Annotated in this window: 13 protein-coding genes; 2 read left to right on the top strand and 11 right to left on the bottom strand. The window is 38.6% G+C overall.

Going from position 1 to position 17,535, the window contains the following annotated elements; genetic code table 11:
- The first annotated feature begins 279 nt into the window (after positions 1-279).
- Positions 280-2,586, top strand: coding sequence for a glycoside hydrolase family 3 protein (locus CWR48_RS02315; RefSeq protein ID WP_115771431.1), 2,307 nt, complete (start codon positions 280-282; stop codon positions 2,584-2,586).
- Positions 2,587-2,811: 225 nt separating this feature from the next.
- Here the strand turns inward: CWR48_RS02315 and CWR48_RS02310 are convergent, their stop codons facing one another.
- The 9 genes from CWR48_RS02310 to mgsA form a co-directional block, all read right to left on the bottom strand.
- On the bottom strand, positions 2,812-4,287 hold the full coding sequence (locus CWR48_RS02310; RefSeq protein WP_115771430.1) for a gluconokinase: 1,476 nt from the start codon (positions 4,285-4,287) through the stop codon (positions 2,812-2,814).
- An 82-nt stretch (positions 4,288-4,369) separates the two neighbouring features.
- Entirely contained in the window at positions 4,370-5,140 is a 771-nt protein-coding gene (locus tag CWR48_RS02305; RefSeq protein ID WP_115771429.1) for an SDR family oxidoreductase, read from the bottom strand.
- A gap of 48 nt (positions 5,141-5,188) precedes the next feature.
- On the bottom strand, positions 5,189-6,451 hold the full coding sequence (locus CWR48_RS02300) for a nickel pincer cofactor-dependent isomerase, group 22 (protein WP_115771428.1): 1,263 nt from the start codon (positions 6,449-6,451) through the stop codon (positions 5,189-5,191).
- A gap of 364 nt (positions 6,452-6,815) precedes the next feature.
- A complete protein-coding gene (locus tag CWR48_RS02295) occupies positions 6,816-7,892 on the bottom strand; it encodes a Gfo/Idh/MocA family protein (protein ID WP_115771427.1) in 1,077 nt (358 codons plus the stop codon).
- Between the two features lie 259 nt (positions 7,893-8,151).
- Complete coding sequence (locus CWR48_RS02290; protein ID WP_115771426.1) at positions 8,152-9,012, bottom strand: sugar phosphate isomerase/epimerase family protein; 861 nt, start codon at positions 9,010-9,012, stop codon at positions 8,152-8,154.
- Positions 9,009-10,019, bottom strand: a complete 1,011-nt coding sequence (locus CWR48_RS02285; RefSeq protein ID WP_115771425.1) for a Gfo/Idh/MocA family protein — start codon at positions 10,017-10,019, stop codon at positions 9,009-9,011. Before CWR48_RS02285 ends, CWR48_RS02290 begins: the two co-directional genes overlap by 4 nt.
- A gap of 143 nt (positions 10,020-10,162) precedes the next feature.
- Complete coding sequence (locus CWR48_RS02280) at positions 10,163-11,326, bottom strand: Gfo/Idh/MocA family protein (RefSeq protein WP_115771424.1); 1,164 nt, start codon at positions 11,324-11,326, stop codon at positions 10,163-10,165.
- Positions 11,327-11,340: 14 nt separating this feature from the next.
- Positions 11,341-12,198, bottom strand: coding sequence for an AraC family transcriptional regulator (locus CWR48_RS02275; protein ID WP_115771423.1), 858 nt, complete (start codon positions 12,196-12,198; stop codon positions 11,341-11,343).
- Positions 12,199-12,310: 112 nt separating this feature from the next.
- Positions 12,311-12,712, bottom strand: a complete 402-nt coding sequence (gene mgsA / locus CWR48_RS02270) for a methylglyoxal synthase (protein ID WP_115771422.1) — start codon at positions 12,710-12,712, stop codon at positions 12,311-12,313.
- A 266-nt stretch (positions 12,713-12,978) separates the two neighbouring features.
- Here mgsA and CWR48_RS02265 point away from each other — a divergent pair, with 266 nt between their 5' ends.
- A complete protein-coding gene (locus CWR48_RS02265; protein ID WP_115771421.1) occupies positions 12,979-14,169 on the top strand; it encodes an ROK family transcriptional regulator in 1,191 nt (396 codons plus the stop codon).
- A 209-nt stretch (positions 14,170-14,378) separates the two neighbouring features.
- Here the strand turns inward: CWR48_RS02265 and gndA are convergent, their stop codons facing one another.
- Positions 14,379-15,788, bottom strand: a complete 1,410-nt coding sequence (gene gndA / locus CWR48_RS02260) for an NADP-dependent phosphogluconate dehydrogenase (RefSeq protein WP_115771420.1) — start codon at positions 15,786-15,788, stop codon at positions 14,379-14,381.
- Positions 15,789-15,927: 139 nt separating this feature from the next.
- On the bottom strand, positions 15,928-17,325 hold the full coding sequence (gene uxaC / locus CWR48_RS02255; protein ID WP_115771419.1) for a glucuronate isomerase: 1,398 nt from the start codon (positions 17,323-17,325) through the stop codon (positions 15,928-15,930).
- Positions 17,326-17,535 lie beyond the last annotated feature (210 nt).

The following is a 17,535-nucleotide window of genomic DNA, read 5'->3' as shown; positions in this document are numbered from 1 at the left end:
AAACAGAATCTATTTAAATACCAATTATGACCATCGAACCATTATGGACATTTTCTTTTCAGTAACCAGTTCTTTATTCTCATTTTTCAAAATATAGCGAATAATACTTGATTTGTAAAGCGCTTACAAATACAATGGGGAGCAAATAGTTTGTTTGCTGTCTATATTAACTAGTCATTATTTGCACATAATCTTATCCAAAATCGAAGAAAGGGGCATAAGCAAATAAACTATCGGTTAATGTCCAAGCTCTATATCAAAAAGTAAAGGAGAAAACACATGTACCTAAAATGGAAAAACTTAACAAAAGTAGGTGTACTGTCATTAGCCGCACTAATTGCTTTCACTCCTGCTGTCCCTACTATTGGAGCTACTGGTGCGAAAGCTGAAAGTCCGAATGTAGAAACGAGGGTAAAAGAAGTCCTTACCCTGGATGGGGAGTCCTTTAGAGACCTAAATGCCAATGGAGAAGTTGATACTTATGAAGACTGGAGATTGCCGGTGGAGGAACGAGTGGACAACCTTATTTCCCAAATGACTGTGGAGGAGAAAGCGGGATTAATGCTTATTTCCTCTTTCAATAACCAATCAAGTCGTGTCAAACTTCAGGATGATCATTTACGTTATTTCATTATCCGTGATGATCCGGAGCCAAGAGATCTCGCAACTCGAAACAATGAATTCCAAGAACTTGGAGAGGCTTCTCGTCTTGGTATTCCGGTTGTAATGACTTCCAATCCGCGAAATCATGTCAACCCAAATCAGACATACGGTCATGCTGAAGCTGGCGGTCAGTTATCGACCTGGCCAGGTGAACTCGGACTTGCTGCAACACAGGATCCAGAGTTAGTAAAGGAATTCGCTGAAACAGCGGCAACTGAATGGCGAGCTACAGGAATCCACAAGCTTTATGGATATATGGCTGATTTGCTAACAGAGCCTCGCTGGACAAGAACTGATGGTACTTTCGGGGAAGATCCAGAGCTTGTATCAGAAATGATCACATCAATTGTGGAAGGGTTCCAGGGAGAGGAACTGGGTGAAAACAGTGTTTCCCTGACAATTAAGCACTTTGCAGGTGGAGGCCCGCGTGTGGAAGGTACCGACCCGCACCATGAATGGGGAAGTACGAATGAATATCCAACAGAAGGAAGTCTGTACAATTACCATCTTCCACCGTTTATGGCAGCGATAGCAGCAGGACCTACATCGATCATGCCGTATTACGCAAAGCCAGTGAATGATGGAAGTGCAATTCAATTGCCAAAACATCTCTGGTACAACGAGGAACAGCAATTTGAAGAAGTAGCTTTTGCCTACAATGAAAGGATGCTACAGGGACTATTGCGTAATGAACTAGGTTTTGATGGCTATGTTAACTCAGATACTAGCATTATTGAAGACGGTGCACGTATATGGGGCGTTGAGCGTCTAACTGAAGCCGAACGCTATGCTAAGGCAATTGGAGCAGGAACAAACATGTTCTCTGGAGGTACTAATGTAGAACCGCTTCTAGAAGCAATCAACACTGGTCTTGTCGAAGAAACTGCAATTAATCATTCCGTTTCATTCCTACTAACGGAAATGTTCGATCTCGGGTTATTTGAGAATCCATATGTGGATCCAGAACATGCACAGGAAATTGCTGATGATGTAGGTTCTCAAGCACTAGCAGATGAAGCACATCGCAAGTCCATTGTTCTTTTGAGAAACGGAAATGCGGAGACTGGACAAGTATTGCCAATATCAGATAAAGAAGTACAAGAAGTGAAGCTTTATGTAGAAATATTTATGAGAGATCAAAAAAAGGCGGACGAAGCTAGTATAGGCCTAAGAGAATCGTTTAAACTCGCGGACCCATCATTACAACTCGTAAATACACCAGAAGAAGCAACCCATGCATATCTGTCTGTTATGCCTACTTTGAGCTGGAGTACGGATGATACGGAGAACGATCCACCATCCATTGAATTGAAAAAGAATGCCGATACTGGCATTGATTCAGAGCGTATTCTAAAACTACAGAATGAAGTGGCAACAACCATCCTTGGCGTCAATATGACAAATCCATGGTTGATTAATGAAATCGAACCGGGCGCAGATGCAGTACTTGCAACATTTAATACAACGCCTGATGCTATCGTTGACATTATTCGCGGTAACTATAATCCAACTGGGAAAATGCCATTCACTGTCCCTGCTGACATTGAGGCTGTGGAGAATAATGCTTCTGACGTACCAGGCTACGCAGAAACATTCGACTATGCCTATACGAATGCAAATGGTGACGATTATGCTTTGAACTTCGGGCTTTCCTATAAGAAAGAAGCATCCGACATTATTGAAACTGTTGACCAATTCGCCGATAAAGGTGCATTTGCCAATAATGGAACCGTAAACTCTCTGAAGGCAATGTTAAGCCCAGTGGAAAACTTTGAGAAAAAAGGTGATGCAGATAAGGTTATCCACCATGTAGAAAAATTCATTATGAAACTGGAACAGTACAAGAAGAAAAATGCCGTGTCTGAAGAAGCATATATCCAACTGAAGGGAGATGCAACGGAATTAATCAACGCTTGGCAGTAACTGTATAATATTATTATGAGAGGACCCCTTTCCAGCTGGTACGGCTTCTCTCACTGTACTGATTAACCTTTGTATCGACACGGAACATTTTAGGATTTGAAAAAGCTTTATCATTGCACTTAAGCGGCGATAAAGCTTTTATCCTTATTTAATACAAAAAAGAAACGAAGCCAACTTAATATCGGTTTCGTTTCTTTTAAAAATCTATTATTATTATCTACTAGCTTAATCGAAGTATACTGCCAAATCCCTCGCAAGTCTTTCATATTTCTCATATACTTGCAAATACAATTCGTGATTTTCCATATTCGGATGGACTACCTTTTCAGCAGGTAGATTTTCTTTTATCGCTTCGAAGGACTCTGCTTTACCAATCCCGACAAGCCCTGTCCACACTGCTCCCCATGCCGCATTATGATGTGTATCCGAGATATGAATATCTTGTCCGAATACATCGGCCATGATTTGTACCCAGAGCCCAGATTTCGACAGACCACCATTGACACTAATTTTCTTCGGTTTCCCAGCAATCTTTTCTAATGACTTACCAATCTGATAAATATTAAAAGTGATTCCTTCCAAAACAGCACGAGCTAAGTGATCCTTATGATGCCCAATACTCAGACCATAGAAGTTCCCTTTTGCACGTCCATTCCAAATTGGAGCCCGTTCCCCGTTAACATAAGGTAAGAAAATAATTCCTTCTGAACCAGCTTCGACCTCTTCCGCACCTGCAAGTAATTCATCATGTGAACCGTTAAATCCAATCAAGTCCTTAAACCACTGCAAGGCAATCCCACCATTATTCGTAGGTCCACCAATGATTGATGTATCATCTGTAAAAGCATACGTAAAGGTTTCCATGTGTTCATTAACAGGCGCACCTTCAATAAATTGGCGAATTGCACCACTTGTGCCAACAGATACATTTACTTCACCGGGTAAAATTGCGCCGCTACCAAGGTTCGCTAATTGTCCATCAGCCGCACCGATTACAAATGGCATTTCTGATGAGATGCCCATTTCCTTTGCAACTGCTTCATCGATATTCGTCAATATCTCTGTTGGTGGAACAATCTTAGAAAGTTGCTCCTTGCTAATTCCAGCAATTGCTAATGTTTCTTCGTCCCACTCGAGATTCTTAACATTTAGTAATCCTGTTGCAGAAGCCATTGAATAATCAACAACACGTTTACCAAACCATTTTTGTAACAAATATTCCTTCATCGACATGAAATATGCTGCTTTTTGATAGGGCTCATAATTGGTTTCTTTCATCCAGATCAATTTAAGCAGTGGTGACATCGGGTGGATCGGTGTACCTGTTCGAGCAAAGATATCCAATCCTTCATTTTGCAACAGCTTCTCCGCTTGCTCACTGCTTCTTGCGTCAGACCAAATAAGCATCTGTGATAATGGCTCACCTTGCTCATCCATGCAAATAATAGAATGCATTGCACATGAAATTCCAACGGTTAGTAATTCATCAGCATCTGCCTTTGCATTTTCAACTACTTCCTTCATCACCTTTACAGATGCTTTCTCCACTTCCTTAGGATCCTGTTCCGTCCAATCAGGATTAGGATAGGTTGTTGTTACCATTTCTTCTGCCTCTGCAACTAAATTCCCCGTTAAATCAAATATTACCGCCTTGACACTTGTTGTGCCGATATCAAGTCCGATTGCTAATTCTCTAGCCATAGCTACCTCTTCCTTTGCCACGATTCTTTAGAAAAGGCTTTGGAGCTTACTCCAAAGCCTTTCATATTCTCTATTATACTATTTAGATTGTCATACTTCCATATCCACCATCTACACGTACGAACGAACCTGTAACGAAACCAGATGCTTTATCAGAAGCAAGGTAAATTGCAGCACCTTGTAATTCTTCCGGTTCACCGAAACGTTCCATTGGTGTATGCTTCATGATTGATTCAATTCTTGCATCATCAAGAATTTTACGGTTTTGCTCTGCAGGGAAGAATCCTGGAATAATCGCATTCACACGAATACCATGTGGAGCAAATTCTTTAGCCAAATATTGTGTAACACTGTTCACGCCTGCTTTAGATGCAGAGTAAGTAAATACTCTTGATAATGGCGGGTTAGAAGAAACAGAAGAAATATTAATAATGCTTCCTTTTCTTTCTTGTTCAATCATACGTTTTGCAAAAATTTGTGTTGAGAAAACTAACCCTTTTAAGTTAACATCCATGATGTCATCCCATTCATCTGTTTCCAATTCCAAGAATGGTGTAGAACTGTTTTTACCTGGTGCGTTTAGGACGATATCCCAGCCGCCTGCCCATGCTTCAATTTCTTTTGCAGCACGTTCAACAGATGGAAGATCACTAACGTCTGCTTGGAATGATTTTGCTTCGCCACCAGCTTCAATGATTTCCTTCGTTACTACTTCTGCTTTTTCTAAATTACGACCAACAATTGCAACTTTTGCGCCTTGTCCTGCAAGTCCTTTTGCCATTGAAGCACCTAGTGTACTGTTTCCACCAATTGCAACTGCTACTTTACCAGTTAAATCAAATAAATTTGTCATGGATATTTCCCCCTGCTTTTTAATAATTATCATGTTGAAATGATTTGATTAGAATAAATTTCCTTCATCATCAAAACCGAATTCATATGGTTCGGAAATTTGCTCAATGTTCTTATTTTCCTTTACATAATCAAGGAATGTTTCTGATACTTCGATTTCACTTAGCTTAAGTGTGTTCTTAATCCGAACAACCTTCGCCTTTGTAAAGTCTAAAATATTGCATGTTTTGATTGCTGCTTGAATCGCTTGTTTATCTGTAGGTAATGTTGTCGAAATATGTGTTGGTCCTACTACTGTCGATGTTAGACCATTTGCATATGTCGCTTCTTTGTCCATTTTGTCAACAAGTCGTTGCGTTGTAAAATCTGCTGTTCCAATGCCATTAGCATTACCTTCTGCTTCTGGTGTTAAATCAAGTACAACCATTTTCGTTACATCTGGTCCACCATGTGCATATGGTGTTGGATATCTTCCCGTAATATTCGGGTCCATTCCATCCCCACTAATATTTTTACCGATTTCATCAATCACAAGTACGTCAATTTGGTCGAATAAAAGCTTCGGTAATAAATTTTTTGCTAGCTTCAATAATTCTGTTTCTCTTTCTTCTACTTCTTCTGGTTTAAGAACTTCTATTTTAGCAACTTTGTCGAATGCATTTTCTACCGTTGCAACACCAAATAAAATGGGCATTTTCTCCATCGCTAATTTAGCCATTGCCGGAACATGCTCTGCCATATGTTTAAACCCTAATTGATGGCATGCTTCCGCTCCTTTTTGTTTCCCTAAACCAATACTGATCATCTTCATAATTCCACTTTCCACATGGCCACGGAAGGCAGTATGTGGTTTTACGCGGTTAATGACAACAATTCCATCTGCTTCAGAAGCGAATTTATCAATATAAACCGGTAGGCCATTTGGTAATTCACCAAGCTTGATTACTTCCATTGACGAACGGATTTCTGCGCCAACACTTTCTTCCGACACTCCAAGATGCTCAAGAACCGCCTTTTGCCCTGGTCCAGTCGCGCCACCGTGACTTCCCATACTTGGTACAATAAATGGCTTCGCACCTAAATCTTTAAGAAATTGAACCGTGATTGCTGTAATCTCAACGATTCGATCGACACCTCTACTTCCAACCGCAATTGCGATCTCCATTCCAGGCTCAATCGTATCTTTTACCTTCTCTAACTCGGCTTTTAAAGTACCGCTAACATCTTCTACTTGTGATTTATCGAAGGTTTGCTTCACCTTTACCATTTTTGGAACTGGAATGTCTTGCAATAGTTCTTGTAGAACGCCCATAGCTTATGCCCACTCCTTTTTTAATAAATATCATTTATATCTCTATTATATCTATATTTCCCATTGAAAAGATAGTTTACCCTTTCTTAAAGCAAAACTTTCTTTTGTTGTTGGATGCACAGGGAAGAATACGATTTCACGAATGCTTTTTCTTAATAGATCTTTTAATTTGTTTAATAAACAAATTAATAATTTAAGATTATCATCTGTACCGCACTTCGTCAAGAGAAAGCGTTATCTTTTTTAGAAATAATGCTGTTTGAAGGAGATAAAAATGGTGGTAGTAGGTGCATTATTTAGATTCTTAGATACAAACAGATAGCCCCGAAATGACAGCCAAACCATTTCAGGGCAGCATTGCTTATTATTTTGTTACTACAACAGCTTCATCCTGTGCTACTAAACAAAGCTCAGCCGCCTTAAATGCATGCTCCTGTGTCATTGCATTCTCTGTACGATTGATACAATCTTTAATAAATTCACCAAAGAACGGGAAGCCTACTTCACCTGACAATGCATAATGCTTCTCGCCTTCTTTGTTCACTAGGTACAGATGATCCCCTGTTTCCTCGCGGGCTACATCGACATATTTGCGAATTTCAATCGTTCCTTCCGTTCCTGTAATAAACGTACGACCATCGCCCCAAGTGCTTAATCCGTCCGGTGTAAACCAGTCCACTTTAAAGTAGAAAGTTGCACCGTTCTCACCAACTAATGTAGCATCTCCATAATCCTCTAATTCTGGGTGCTCTGGATTATTATAATTTCCTACTTTACTGTTCAGGAGCTTTGCATCTTCATTCCCTGTGTAGTATAAAAACTGTTCTATTTGGTGACTACCAATATCACATAAAATACCACCATATTGTTCCTTATTGAAGAACCAGTCTGGTCGAGTATCTGCGTTTAAACGATGTGGACCAAATCCTGTTACTTGTATTACACGGCCAATTGCACCGTCTCTAATTAATTGTCCTGCAAATACAGCACCTTCTACATGAAGTCGCTCACTGAAATATACCATATACTTCTGTCCAGTACGCTCTACTACCCGCTTTGTCTCCTCTAATTGAGCAAGTGTTGTGAATGGAGTTTTGTCTGTGAAGTAATCTTTGCCAGCTTCCATTACTTTATTGCCTAGCGCACTTCTTTCGGAAGGGATCGCTGCCGCTGCAACTAGTTTAATTGAGTCATCATTTAAAATTTGCTCGAGAGATTCGGCAACCTCTACTCCAGGAAATTGTTCAACAAAAGCCTTCACTTTTTCTGGATCTGGGTCATATACCCATTTTAATGTTGCACCTGCTTCAACTAGTCCATTACACATTCCGTTAATATGCCCATGGTCTAATGCTGCGGCTGCAATTGGGAATTCTCCCTCTTTTACAACTGGATTCGGCTTCCCTTTAGGAGCATAATTCATTCCATCTTTATTACTCATTTTATCAACACTCCTTCAGTATCATTTTTCACATGGAAATAGAAATCGGTATCTGACCGATTTCTATTACACTGCTTATTTTTTCTACCCCTATTTATACGCCTCAACAAAGGGGCAACGCTGTCTACTCCTATGTCGATAGGTTTCGCACATACCCAGCGTAGTGTATTTTCGGAGCGACTGGCCCGAGAGCACTTGTTATCAACTGCTAACCATCATCCTTCACTCTGAAGATAAGAAAGTATCTCGCAATTATTTTTTAGAACCAGTCAGCATATCCCAATTCGCGTAAATTATTTGCTGATGTTTCTAGGCAATCGAATGGGTCTCTTCCGTATGTGTCGTCTTGTTCGATTAGGAAGTATTGTGCACCACTTTCAAGGCCTGCTTCGATTACACCTTTAATATCAAGGTTTCCTTCGCCTACTTCAGCGAACTCTATTAAGTTTGTAAACTTGTTGAAGAATTTACCCATGTCCTTAAGGTCTTCCTCGTTGACTTCTAATTTGCCGATACGATAGTCCTTCAAGTGCAATAGCGCGATACGTCCTTTATATTGTTGTACGAATGTAATTGGATTTACACCTGCACGTTGAATCCAGTGAACATCTAATTCGAAACCAAGTTTCGATGTGTTGTTTTTCATAATGTCTAATAAAAATTCACCATCAAATTTTTGGAACTCGATATGATGCGTATGGTAATATAATTCAATTCCGTGTTCTGCAAGTCTTTCTGCCATTGCTTCCGCACGTTCGATAAACGCTAGGATTTGATCTTTATCACCCATTACGTTTAACGGAAGCATACCAATGCGAATAAAGTTACAGTTTAATGTTTTACAATCGTTCACAATCTTATCAAAGTCATTGCTTAATGTTTCCCCTGGTGCACCTGGTAGCATTGGTTCTAATCCAGCTGAAAGAGCTGCAATCTTAATGTCAAATTCTTCACTTGCTCGTTTTAATTCTGCAACGTTTTCTTCTGTCATTGGAATTTGGGATACTTCAACAGCACCGAAGCCAAGTTCATGTAGCTTCTTCATTGTTTCATATGCACCAATTTCTTCTACTTTACCTTTAAGCATCATCATTTGTACGCCGATTTTACCTTTAGTCATTTGTATACCTCCATTTTGATTGGTTGTTTTATTTCCGATGATCTGCGAATAGCACTAATCATTTCCATCGATATTTGTGCGTCTCGCGCATGAATATAATCCTGTGAATCTTCTTCAATGCAAGTATAGAAATGGTTGATTAATTTAGAATGGCTTGCCCCATAATAGAATTTCGCACCGGGAAGCTTCGCGTCTTCAATCACCTTTTCCTTTTTACCTTCAGCATTTGTCTTTGTTAGTACGCTATCTTTGATTGTTAATTTCCCTTTTTCAAGCACAACTTGAAATTCGACAGACGAATTAATGGCATTTGTGATTGTTGCAAAGAACAATCCTGTTGCACCATTTTTGAATTGAATATTTGCGGTTGCTGTATCTTCTACTTCATAACCATAATCAACGAGGTTGTCGATTGAACCTCTAATCGCATCCACTTCTCCGCCGATTAATTGCATTTGATCCAGTGTATGGATTGCTTGATTAATCATCACGCCACCACCGGCCTGTCTCATAATGCCACGCCATGGCTTCACATCGTAATACTCCTTTGGTCTATACCATGTTACAAGTCCTTTAAGGCCGGTTACTTTGCCATATTCGCCACTTTCTATCATCTCTTGCATTTTTTCAAACGTTTCATTCAAGCGATTTTGGAAAGACACACAGATCTTTACATCCTTATGCTGTTCTTCAAGGTCAACAATGAACATTCCTTCTTCAGCACTTCTTGCAAGTGGTTTCTCTTGGAATACATGAACGCCATGCTCGACACATGCTTTCGTTGCTGGATAATGCTGATCATGTGGTAAACAAATATGGACACAGTCTAACTGTTCCTTTTCCAGCATTTCATGATAATCCGTATAAAAGTTTACCCCCGGAACCGTATCTCTTAATGTTTCATCAATATCACATACAGCGATCAAGGTTACATTTTGGTTTTCCTGAATAACTGGTAAATGGATTTTTGAAATATCACCAAGACCAATAACTGCTACGTTTAGCATTGAGTCGACCTCCTTTTAAAGTTAACCTATATCCAATATGGACATAGGTTAACAACTATCGTTATCTCTCACTTATTTTAGAAAGATGAAGGCTTGGTAGTGAAACATCTTTTGCAGACACCACCACACCGCTCAACCATCCCTTAACCTTTTTTAATTGGGTTACGTTTTTCTTCTTCAATTTTCTTCTGTAATTCAGCGAAGTACAAGTCTTCATCTACTGGTAGCTCTACTTCTTTACCTAACCAGCTTGAAAGGTGGATTGCGTTTGCGAGTGCAACGCCATTAATTCCATCGCTTCCAGGCGCAAGTAATGGTGTACCATCTAGAATATTCGCTGCGAAGTTTTCCATAACAGATGAATGCTGTGCACCCCATACGCTTTCATATTCAATAACTTCTTCTTCATAGATATCTCCAGTGTCGCCACCCATGAAGATTCCCATGACATCTTGCATGCTCATTGTCGCACTCATCTCAGATTCTGGCTTACGAAGGCGTTTAATCGTTACTTTCTTACTATCATCAACGACGATCTTTCCATTATCGCCATGAATTTCAAAACGGTCAGTTCCCATAATGTCATGCGTAGCAGTGATGAAGACACCTGTTGCGCCGTTACCATAGTCAAACATTGCTGTTACTTCATCTTCTACTGCGATATTTCTTTGGTAGCCGTATTTCACATTTGAATATACTTTCTTCGGCATACCAGCGATCCATTGAAGTAGATCAAGTTGGTGTGGTGCTTGGTTTACAAGAACCCCGCCGCCTTCACCTTCCCAAGTTGCTCTCCATGCACTTTGGTCATAATAACCTTGTGGTCTCCACCATGTTGTAATAATCCAGTTTGTACGGCGGATTTTTCCAATTTCACCATTATCGACTATTTCTTTAACTTTCTGATACAGTTCATTCGTTCTTTGATTAAACATGATACCGAATGTTAATTCTGGTTTTGTTGCTGCAAATTCGTTTAATTCTCGAACTTGTTTTGTATATACGCCAGCTGGCTTCTCTACTAATGCATGAATATCTCTTTTCAGTGCTTCAATTCCCATTTCTGGATGTAAATAATGTGGCACACAAGTAACAACCGCGTCAACATCTCCACTTTCTAACATTTCGATGTAGTTATCATAGAATGGAACATCTGGATACTTCTCAGCAGCAACTGCTTTTTTTTCTGGATCTGTGTCACATATTGCACCAATCTCCATGTTTGGAACTTTACCCTCTGTAATAAAACCAGCATATGCTCCGCCTTGTGCGCCTAAACCAATAATACCTAATCTTACTTTTTTCATTTCTCATTCTCCTCTTAATATATTTTTAGACGTTTACTACGATACTCTCTCGCCGTTACGCCTACCTTCTCTCGAAAATAACGGCTAAAATGCGATACGCTTTCAAAACCACATTCATTTGCGATATCCTTTAATGCTTTATCCGGCTCCATCTCAAGTAAAAATTTCACCTGGGTTAGACGGTAGCCCATGACATATTCCATTACTGTAAACCCTGTCATTTCCTTAAAAACATGGGATACATAAGACTTACTTAAGCTTAAAGCATCAGAAATGGAGTCAATCGTTAATTTATACATATAATTTGTTTGGATAAAAGAAACAATGTCTTCTGCATGCTTCATTTTATCGATTTTGCTACTTTGTAACTTCATTGAATCAACTTGTCCAAGTTGATTTACCATAATCAATACTTGTAATAACAGCGCCTTCATTTCTAATTCTGCAAAGCTATTAGATGATCGCTTCACATCTGACATACGCTGGATAACCTTTTCCAAAGCCTTAGATTCCTCGTTCTCCTTTGTTCGGATTAAACAATGATGCAGCTTTTTAAATACATCTAATAAATGCATACCGCCTATTTCTTGAAGCATTCCTTGAATCCATTGTGGTGAAAAGTGAATCGTACTACGAACATATTCACTATTTTGAGGAACGTTTGGTTTATGGAGTGTCATTCCATCCATTAATAGGATATCCCCCGGTTCCAAATCATAAATTTGATTCCGGATCAAATACCTGCAAGAGCCACCATGGAAAAAGTAGATTTCATATTCCTGATGTGAATGATAGTCGCCCATATCCGCCCATTTCCCGTGAACACGATAGTTTATAAGCAATGTTTCATCCAAATAGACCATTCCTTTCATTTAGGAACTATCTTTAGTTTATACCAAAGAATCAGAAAAGTCATTGCTTCATACTGTCTAAATTCACCAAGTAATTATCTGTGAGTGCTTTATTAAAAGCACATTAAGATAATTACTTCTCATGAACAATGTCACGCCAATCGAGATCTCCTCGATCCAATGAACGAATAAATAACTCTGCAGACCCCATATTCGTTGCTAGTGGTATTTCATATACATCACTTAATCGCATTAATGCTGATACATCTGGTTCATGCGGTTGTGCCGTTAACGGATCCCGAAAGAAGATAATCATATCCATGTTATTCTCTGCGACCATCGCACCAATTTGTTGGTCCCCACCTAGTGGACCAGATTGAAATCGTTTCACACTTAATCCTGTGCTTTCAGAAATTCTTAGTCCCGTTGTTCCTGTAGCAAATAGTTCATGCTTTTCTAGAACAAATTTATATGCTTCTGTAAATCGAACCATATTATCCTTTTTTTTATCATGTGCAATCAACGCAATTTTCATTTTTCTACCTCCTAGAATAATTATTATGTAAAAATAAAGAATTTTCCCCTAAATTTCTATCTTTTGCTATAATATAGTTATATGGAGTACCGAGGGCATTAGAAAGTATACGTTTTTAGGAATTTCAGCATTGCTTTGTTATTCATTTTATGTAAACCCTTTCAATGGGGTTTGATGAATTACTTTGTATAACAAACAAATATAAACAAACGTACTGAGATTCTTTCTTTCTACTACTCCAATTATAAACATAGGGGGATCTAACGATGGTAACAGGTGATGGTGCATATATTAAAAAAATAAATAGAAGTCTCATCTTAAAAAACATCATTAAACATGGCCTAATTTCAAGGGCAGACTTATCAAAAACCATTGGTCTTAACAAAGCAACGATTTCTGTTCAAGTTGCAGATCTATTAAAAGAAGAATTAATTAATGAAACGCAGCATGAACATAATACAGTCGGCAGAAGACCAATTATGCTTTCCATTAATAATAAAGCTGGGTACGTATTAGGTATCGATCTTGACTTCAGGCGTATACAATTCACCATTTCCGGATTAAACGGACAACCGATTCAATCAGATACAATTTATCCAGAGACCAATGATTATCATGAAATTGTTACCTTGCTAATTATTCATATTAAACACTATGTTAGCCTATATTCCAATAATCACTGTGGGTTAGTCGGTATCATGATTGGCGTCCATGGAACCGTCAATAATGATGAAAGTATTCTTTTTGTTCCTAAATATCAATGGAGCCATAAGAATTTAAAATCCGATCTTAAAAGGGAATTAATGGACCTCAATATCTACATTGAAAATAATGCAAACCTATCGGCATATGCTGAGAAGGTATACAAATATCATCATAGCGACAACTTACTTACCGTCATCTTAACTTCTGGAATTGGTGCTGGAATTATGATTGATGGTAAGCTTCATAAAGGATACCACGGATACGCAGGCGAAATGGGGCATATGATTATTGCTCCAGATGGTAAGCCATGTAAATGTGGAAACCACGGCTGCTGGGAGGGATACTCCTCAGAAACAAGCCTATTAGAAGCTTTGGCACTAGAGTATAACAAGAAAAGCTTAACGATTAACGACATGAAAACTTTGCTTAAAAATCAAGATCCTATTGCATTAGAAAAGATGAGACAATTCAACAAAAACTTGGCTATTGGCTTAAACAATATCATTAACTTATATAATCCAGAAACAATCGTCATTAACAGCCAAATCTTAGCGCTATATCCGAACGCAGTTGTGGAAATAACAAGTCACTTAAAGTCATCTGTAAGCACCTATCGGGAAATTGTATTATCCGATCTGAGTGATAACGCTTGTGTCCTTGGTGCTTGTGCACTACTAATCCAGCGCTTTCTGGAAGTTCCAGAGCTAACCTTCACACTGCATGAAGAACCTTTAGCTAAAAACCTTGCGTAAAATAGAATTAATTAATGGGAACGCTACTTTAATTAGCAAGTAGCGTTCTTATTAATTTAGTCCAGCTCCAGCACCCAGCGACTAGCGAGACTTCCCTCACCTCCGTACGATAAGTCAACATCGATTCGCTTACGCTCACCGTGTTTCCTTTATCTCCTACGGCTCAGTCCAGTCCGTACGTCGCTAAACGGGTGCTTGCACTTTTGGTTTTAGAACCAGTTCGTGTGGAATACGCCTTCTTTGTCTTTACGTTCGTAAGTGTGTGCACCGAAGTAGTCACGTTGTGCTTGAATTAAGTTAGCTGATAAATCTTCAGAACGATAGCTATCATAGTATGCAATTGCACTTGCAAATGTTGGTACAGCAATACCATGTTTAATTGCTACAGAAACAACTTCACGTAATGCTGATTGATATCCTTCAACAATTTCCTTGAAGTAAGGATCTAGCATCAAGTTAGCTAAAGCAGGTTCACGATCATATGCATCTTTAATTTTTTGCAGGAAGTTAGCACGGATAATACATCCACCACGCCAGATCATAGCAATGTCACCGAATTGAAGATCCCAGTTGTTTTCTTCTGAAGCTGCACGCATTTGTGCAAATCCTTGTGCGTAAGATACAATTTTACTCATATATAATGCTTTACGGATTGCTTCTACAAGCTCTTCACGGTTACCTTCATGTTTTGTTACACTTGGTCCGCTTAATACTTTACTTGCTGCAACACGTTCGTCCTTCAATGAAGAGATGAAGCGAGCAAATACAGATTCCGTAATCAATGGAAGTGGAACACCTAAATCTAATGCGTTTTTACTTGTCCATTTACCAGTACCTTTTTGACCAGCTTTATCCATGATTACATCAACAAGCGGTTTGCCTGTTTCGTCATCTTTTTTAGTAAAGATGTCAGCTGTGATTTCAATTAGGTAACTGTCTAGTTCGCCTTTATTCCATTCTGTAAATACTTCATGAAGCTCTGGTGCTTCCATGCCAAGAACATTCTTCAAGATGAAGTATGCTTCAGAAATCAATTGCATATCGCCATATTCGATACCATTGTGCACCATTTTAACGAAATGTCCTGCACCGTTTGGTCCGATATATGTCACACATGGTTCACCATCAACCTTAGCTGAAATAGCTTCGAAGATTGGTGCCACAAGTTCATATGCTTCTTTTTGTCCACCAGGCATCATAGAAGGTCCGTTAAGTGCGCCCTCTTCTCCACCTGAAACCCCTGTTCCAATGAAGTGAATACCAGTTTCATCTAACATTTTATTACGACGGATTGTATCTTCGAATAATGTATTACCACCATCGATTAGGATATCGCCTTTTTCAAGGTATGGTTGTAATGATTCAATCGTTGCATCCGTTGCCGCACCAGCTTTAACCATCAACAAAATTTTACGAGGTTTTTCTAAAGAATTAACAAATTCTTCAATAGTCTTACCACCAACAAAGTTCTTTCCTTTTGCTTCGTTAGCAAGGAATGCTTCTGTTTTATCGTATGAGCGGTTAAATACTGCTACAGAATATCCTCTGCTCTCAATGTTTAACGCTAAGTTTTTTCCCATTACTGCTAAACCAATAACACCAATTTGTTGTTCTGCCATTGTTTAATTCATCCTTTGCTTAGTAACTTTATTTAAGACTAGCTAATTTTATTATACCTAAAATCGACTAGAAGTTAAAACTTCCTACAATTTTTTACTATCTTTTTAGAAAACTAAGGCTACTGTACTTTCTTAACTACTAAATTGAGAAGAAACGTTTTGCATTGTCGTAGCAAATATTTCTTACATATGTTTCCAATAATTCCATATCCTTCGGTGCTTTTCCTTGTTCAACCCATGAACCTAATAAATTACAAAGAATTCTTCGGAAATACTCATGTCTTGGGAAGGAAAGGAAGCTTCTGGAGTCTGTTAGCATTCCGACAAAGTTGCTTATAAGTCCCATATTCGCTAACGTCTTCATTTGGTCTTCCATACCGTCGATTGTATCATTAAACCACCATGCTGTTCCAAATTGGACTTTACCAGGAATTTCATCTGTTTGGAAATTACCAGCCATTGCAGCAAGAATATCATTATCTCTTGCATTTAAGCTGTAAAGAATCGTTTTTGGAAGCTTATCATTAATATCCATTGCATCTAAAAGACTTGAAAGCTTACTTGCAAGTAAATTATCGCCAATGGAGTCAAAGCCAGCATCTGGGCCAATTTTTCTGAACATACGTGTACTGTTATTACGTAATGGATTGATGTGGAACTGCATTACCCAGCCTTTATCTGCATACAATTCGCCAAGCGTTACCATTGTATAGGTTTTAAATTGTTCAATTTCCTTCGCAGATAATGCTTCATTGTTTAGACGTTTTTGGAAAATAGCAGATACTTCTTCCTTCGATGCTGCTTCATAGAAAATAACATTGATTCCATGATCCGAGCTGCGGCAGCCATGCTCATCAAAGTAGTCCACACGGCTTGCTAATCCATTAAGGAATGCTTCATAGCTCTTAACAGAAGTATTTGTTGCTTGTTCAAGCTTCTCAACCCAGGCTAGAAAATCATCATTTTCGATTGCTAAACCTTTGTCCGGACGGAATGAAGGAGAAACAGTGATAGAGAAATCTTCCTTAGCCAATGCTTTATGTCCTTCTAAATCATCTGTTGGGTCATCGGTTGTGCCGACAAATTCAACATTTTTATTTTTTAATAATGCTCTTGTTGATAATTCGGGTGTTGCTAACTTCGCATTTGCCGCTTCCCAAATTGCTGGAGCTGACTTCTCATTTAGAAGCTCATCGATATCGAAATAACGAAGCAATTCTAAGTGTGTCCAATGATATAATGGATTTCCCAGCGTGTTAGGAACTGTCTTAGCCCATGCAAGGAATTTCTCGTAATCACTCTTATTTCCGGTAATATAATCCTCGCTAATTCCATTTGCTCTCATGCCGCGCCATTTATAATGGTCTCCACCTAGCCATACTTCCGCTAAATTCGAATAGTTCTTATCCTCTAAGATCTCATATTGATTCAAATGATTATGATAATCTAAAATCGGTAATTTCTTTGCTGTGTTGTGAAAGAGTTCTTTTGCTGTTTCATTGTAAAGTAGAAAATCGTCTGTAATAAAAGTTTTCACTTTAATCAACCTCTCCCTATTTAATATGAAATAATTTGTTCACAAACTATATTATCCCATATAATGCATTCATTATGAAATTAATTATTTGTTTACTAAACAAACTATTTACTGTATAGTAATATCATATATGTAAACGTTTTATTTTTCAAGAGGAAATCGTACTTTTTTCAATTTTTTTTGTAGATAAGTGCGACTAAGGCTTTTGCC

Source organism: Oceanobacillus arenosus (assembly GCF_003369575.1).
Lineage (GTDB): Bacteria > Bacillota > Bacilli > Bacillales > Amphibacillaceae > Oceanobacillus > Oceanobacillus arenosus.
This window is presented reverse-complemented; position numbering and strand designations above follow the sequence as displayed.

Excerpts from the sequence above, each read along its gene's own strand:
- CWR48_RS02290 (WP_115771426.1), bottom strand. The coding sequence starts at position 9,012 with ATGACTAAAGGTAAAATCGGCGTACAAATGATGATGCTTAAAGGTAAA.
- CWR48_RS02310 (WP_115771430.1), bottom strand. The coding sequence starts at position 4,287 with ATGGCTAGAGAATTAGCAATCGGACTTGATATCGGCACAACAAGTGTC.
- gndA (WP_115771420.1), bottom strand. The coding sequence starts at position 15,788 with ATGGCAGAACAACAAATTGGTGTTATTGGTTTAGCAGTAATGGGAAAA.
- CWR48_RS02315 (WP_115771431.1), top strand. The coding sequence starts at position 280 with ATGTACCTAAAATGGAAAAACTTAACAAAAGTAGGTGTACTGTCATTA.
- mgsA (WP_115771422.1), bottom strand. The coding sequence starts at position 12,712 with ATGAAAATTGCGTTGATTGCACATGATAAAAAAAAGGATAATATGGTT.
- CWR48_RS02305 (WP_115771429.1), bottom strand. The coding sequence starts at position 5,140 with ATGACAAATTTATTTGATTTAACTGGTAAAGTAGCAGTTGCAATTGGT.
- CWR48_RS02280 (WP_115771424.1), bottom strand. The coding sequence starts at position 11,326 with ATGAAAAAAGTAAGATTAGGTATTATTGGTTTAGGCGCACAAGGCGGA.
- CWR48_RS02275 (WP_115771423.1), bottom strand. The coding sequence starts at position 12,198 with ATGAAAGGAATGGTCTATTTGGATGAAACATTGCTTATAAACTATCGT.
- CWR48_RS02300 (WP_115771428.1), bottom strand. The coding sequence starts at position 6,451 with ATGGGCGTTCTACAAGAACTATTGCAAGACATTCCAGTTCCAAAAATG.
- CWR48_RS02295 (WP_115771427.1), bottom strand. The coding sequence starts at position 7,892 with ATGAGTAATAAAGATGGAATGAATTATGCTCCTAAAGGGAAGCCGAAT.
- CWR48_RS02265 (WP_115771421.1), top strand. The coding sequence starts at position 12,979 with ATGGTAACAGGTGATGGTGCATATATTAAAAAAATAAATAGAAGTCTC.
- CWR48_RS02285 (WP_115771425.1), bottom strand. The coding sequence starts at position 10,019 with ATGCTAAACGTAGCAGTTATTGGTCTTGGTGATATTTCAAAAATCCAT.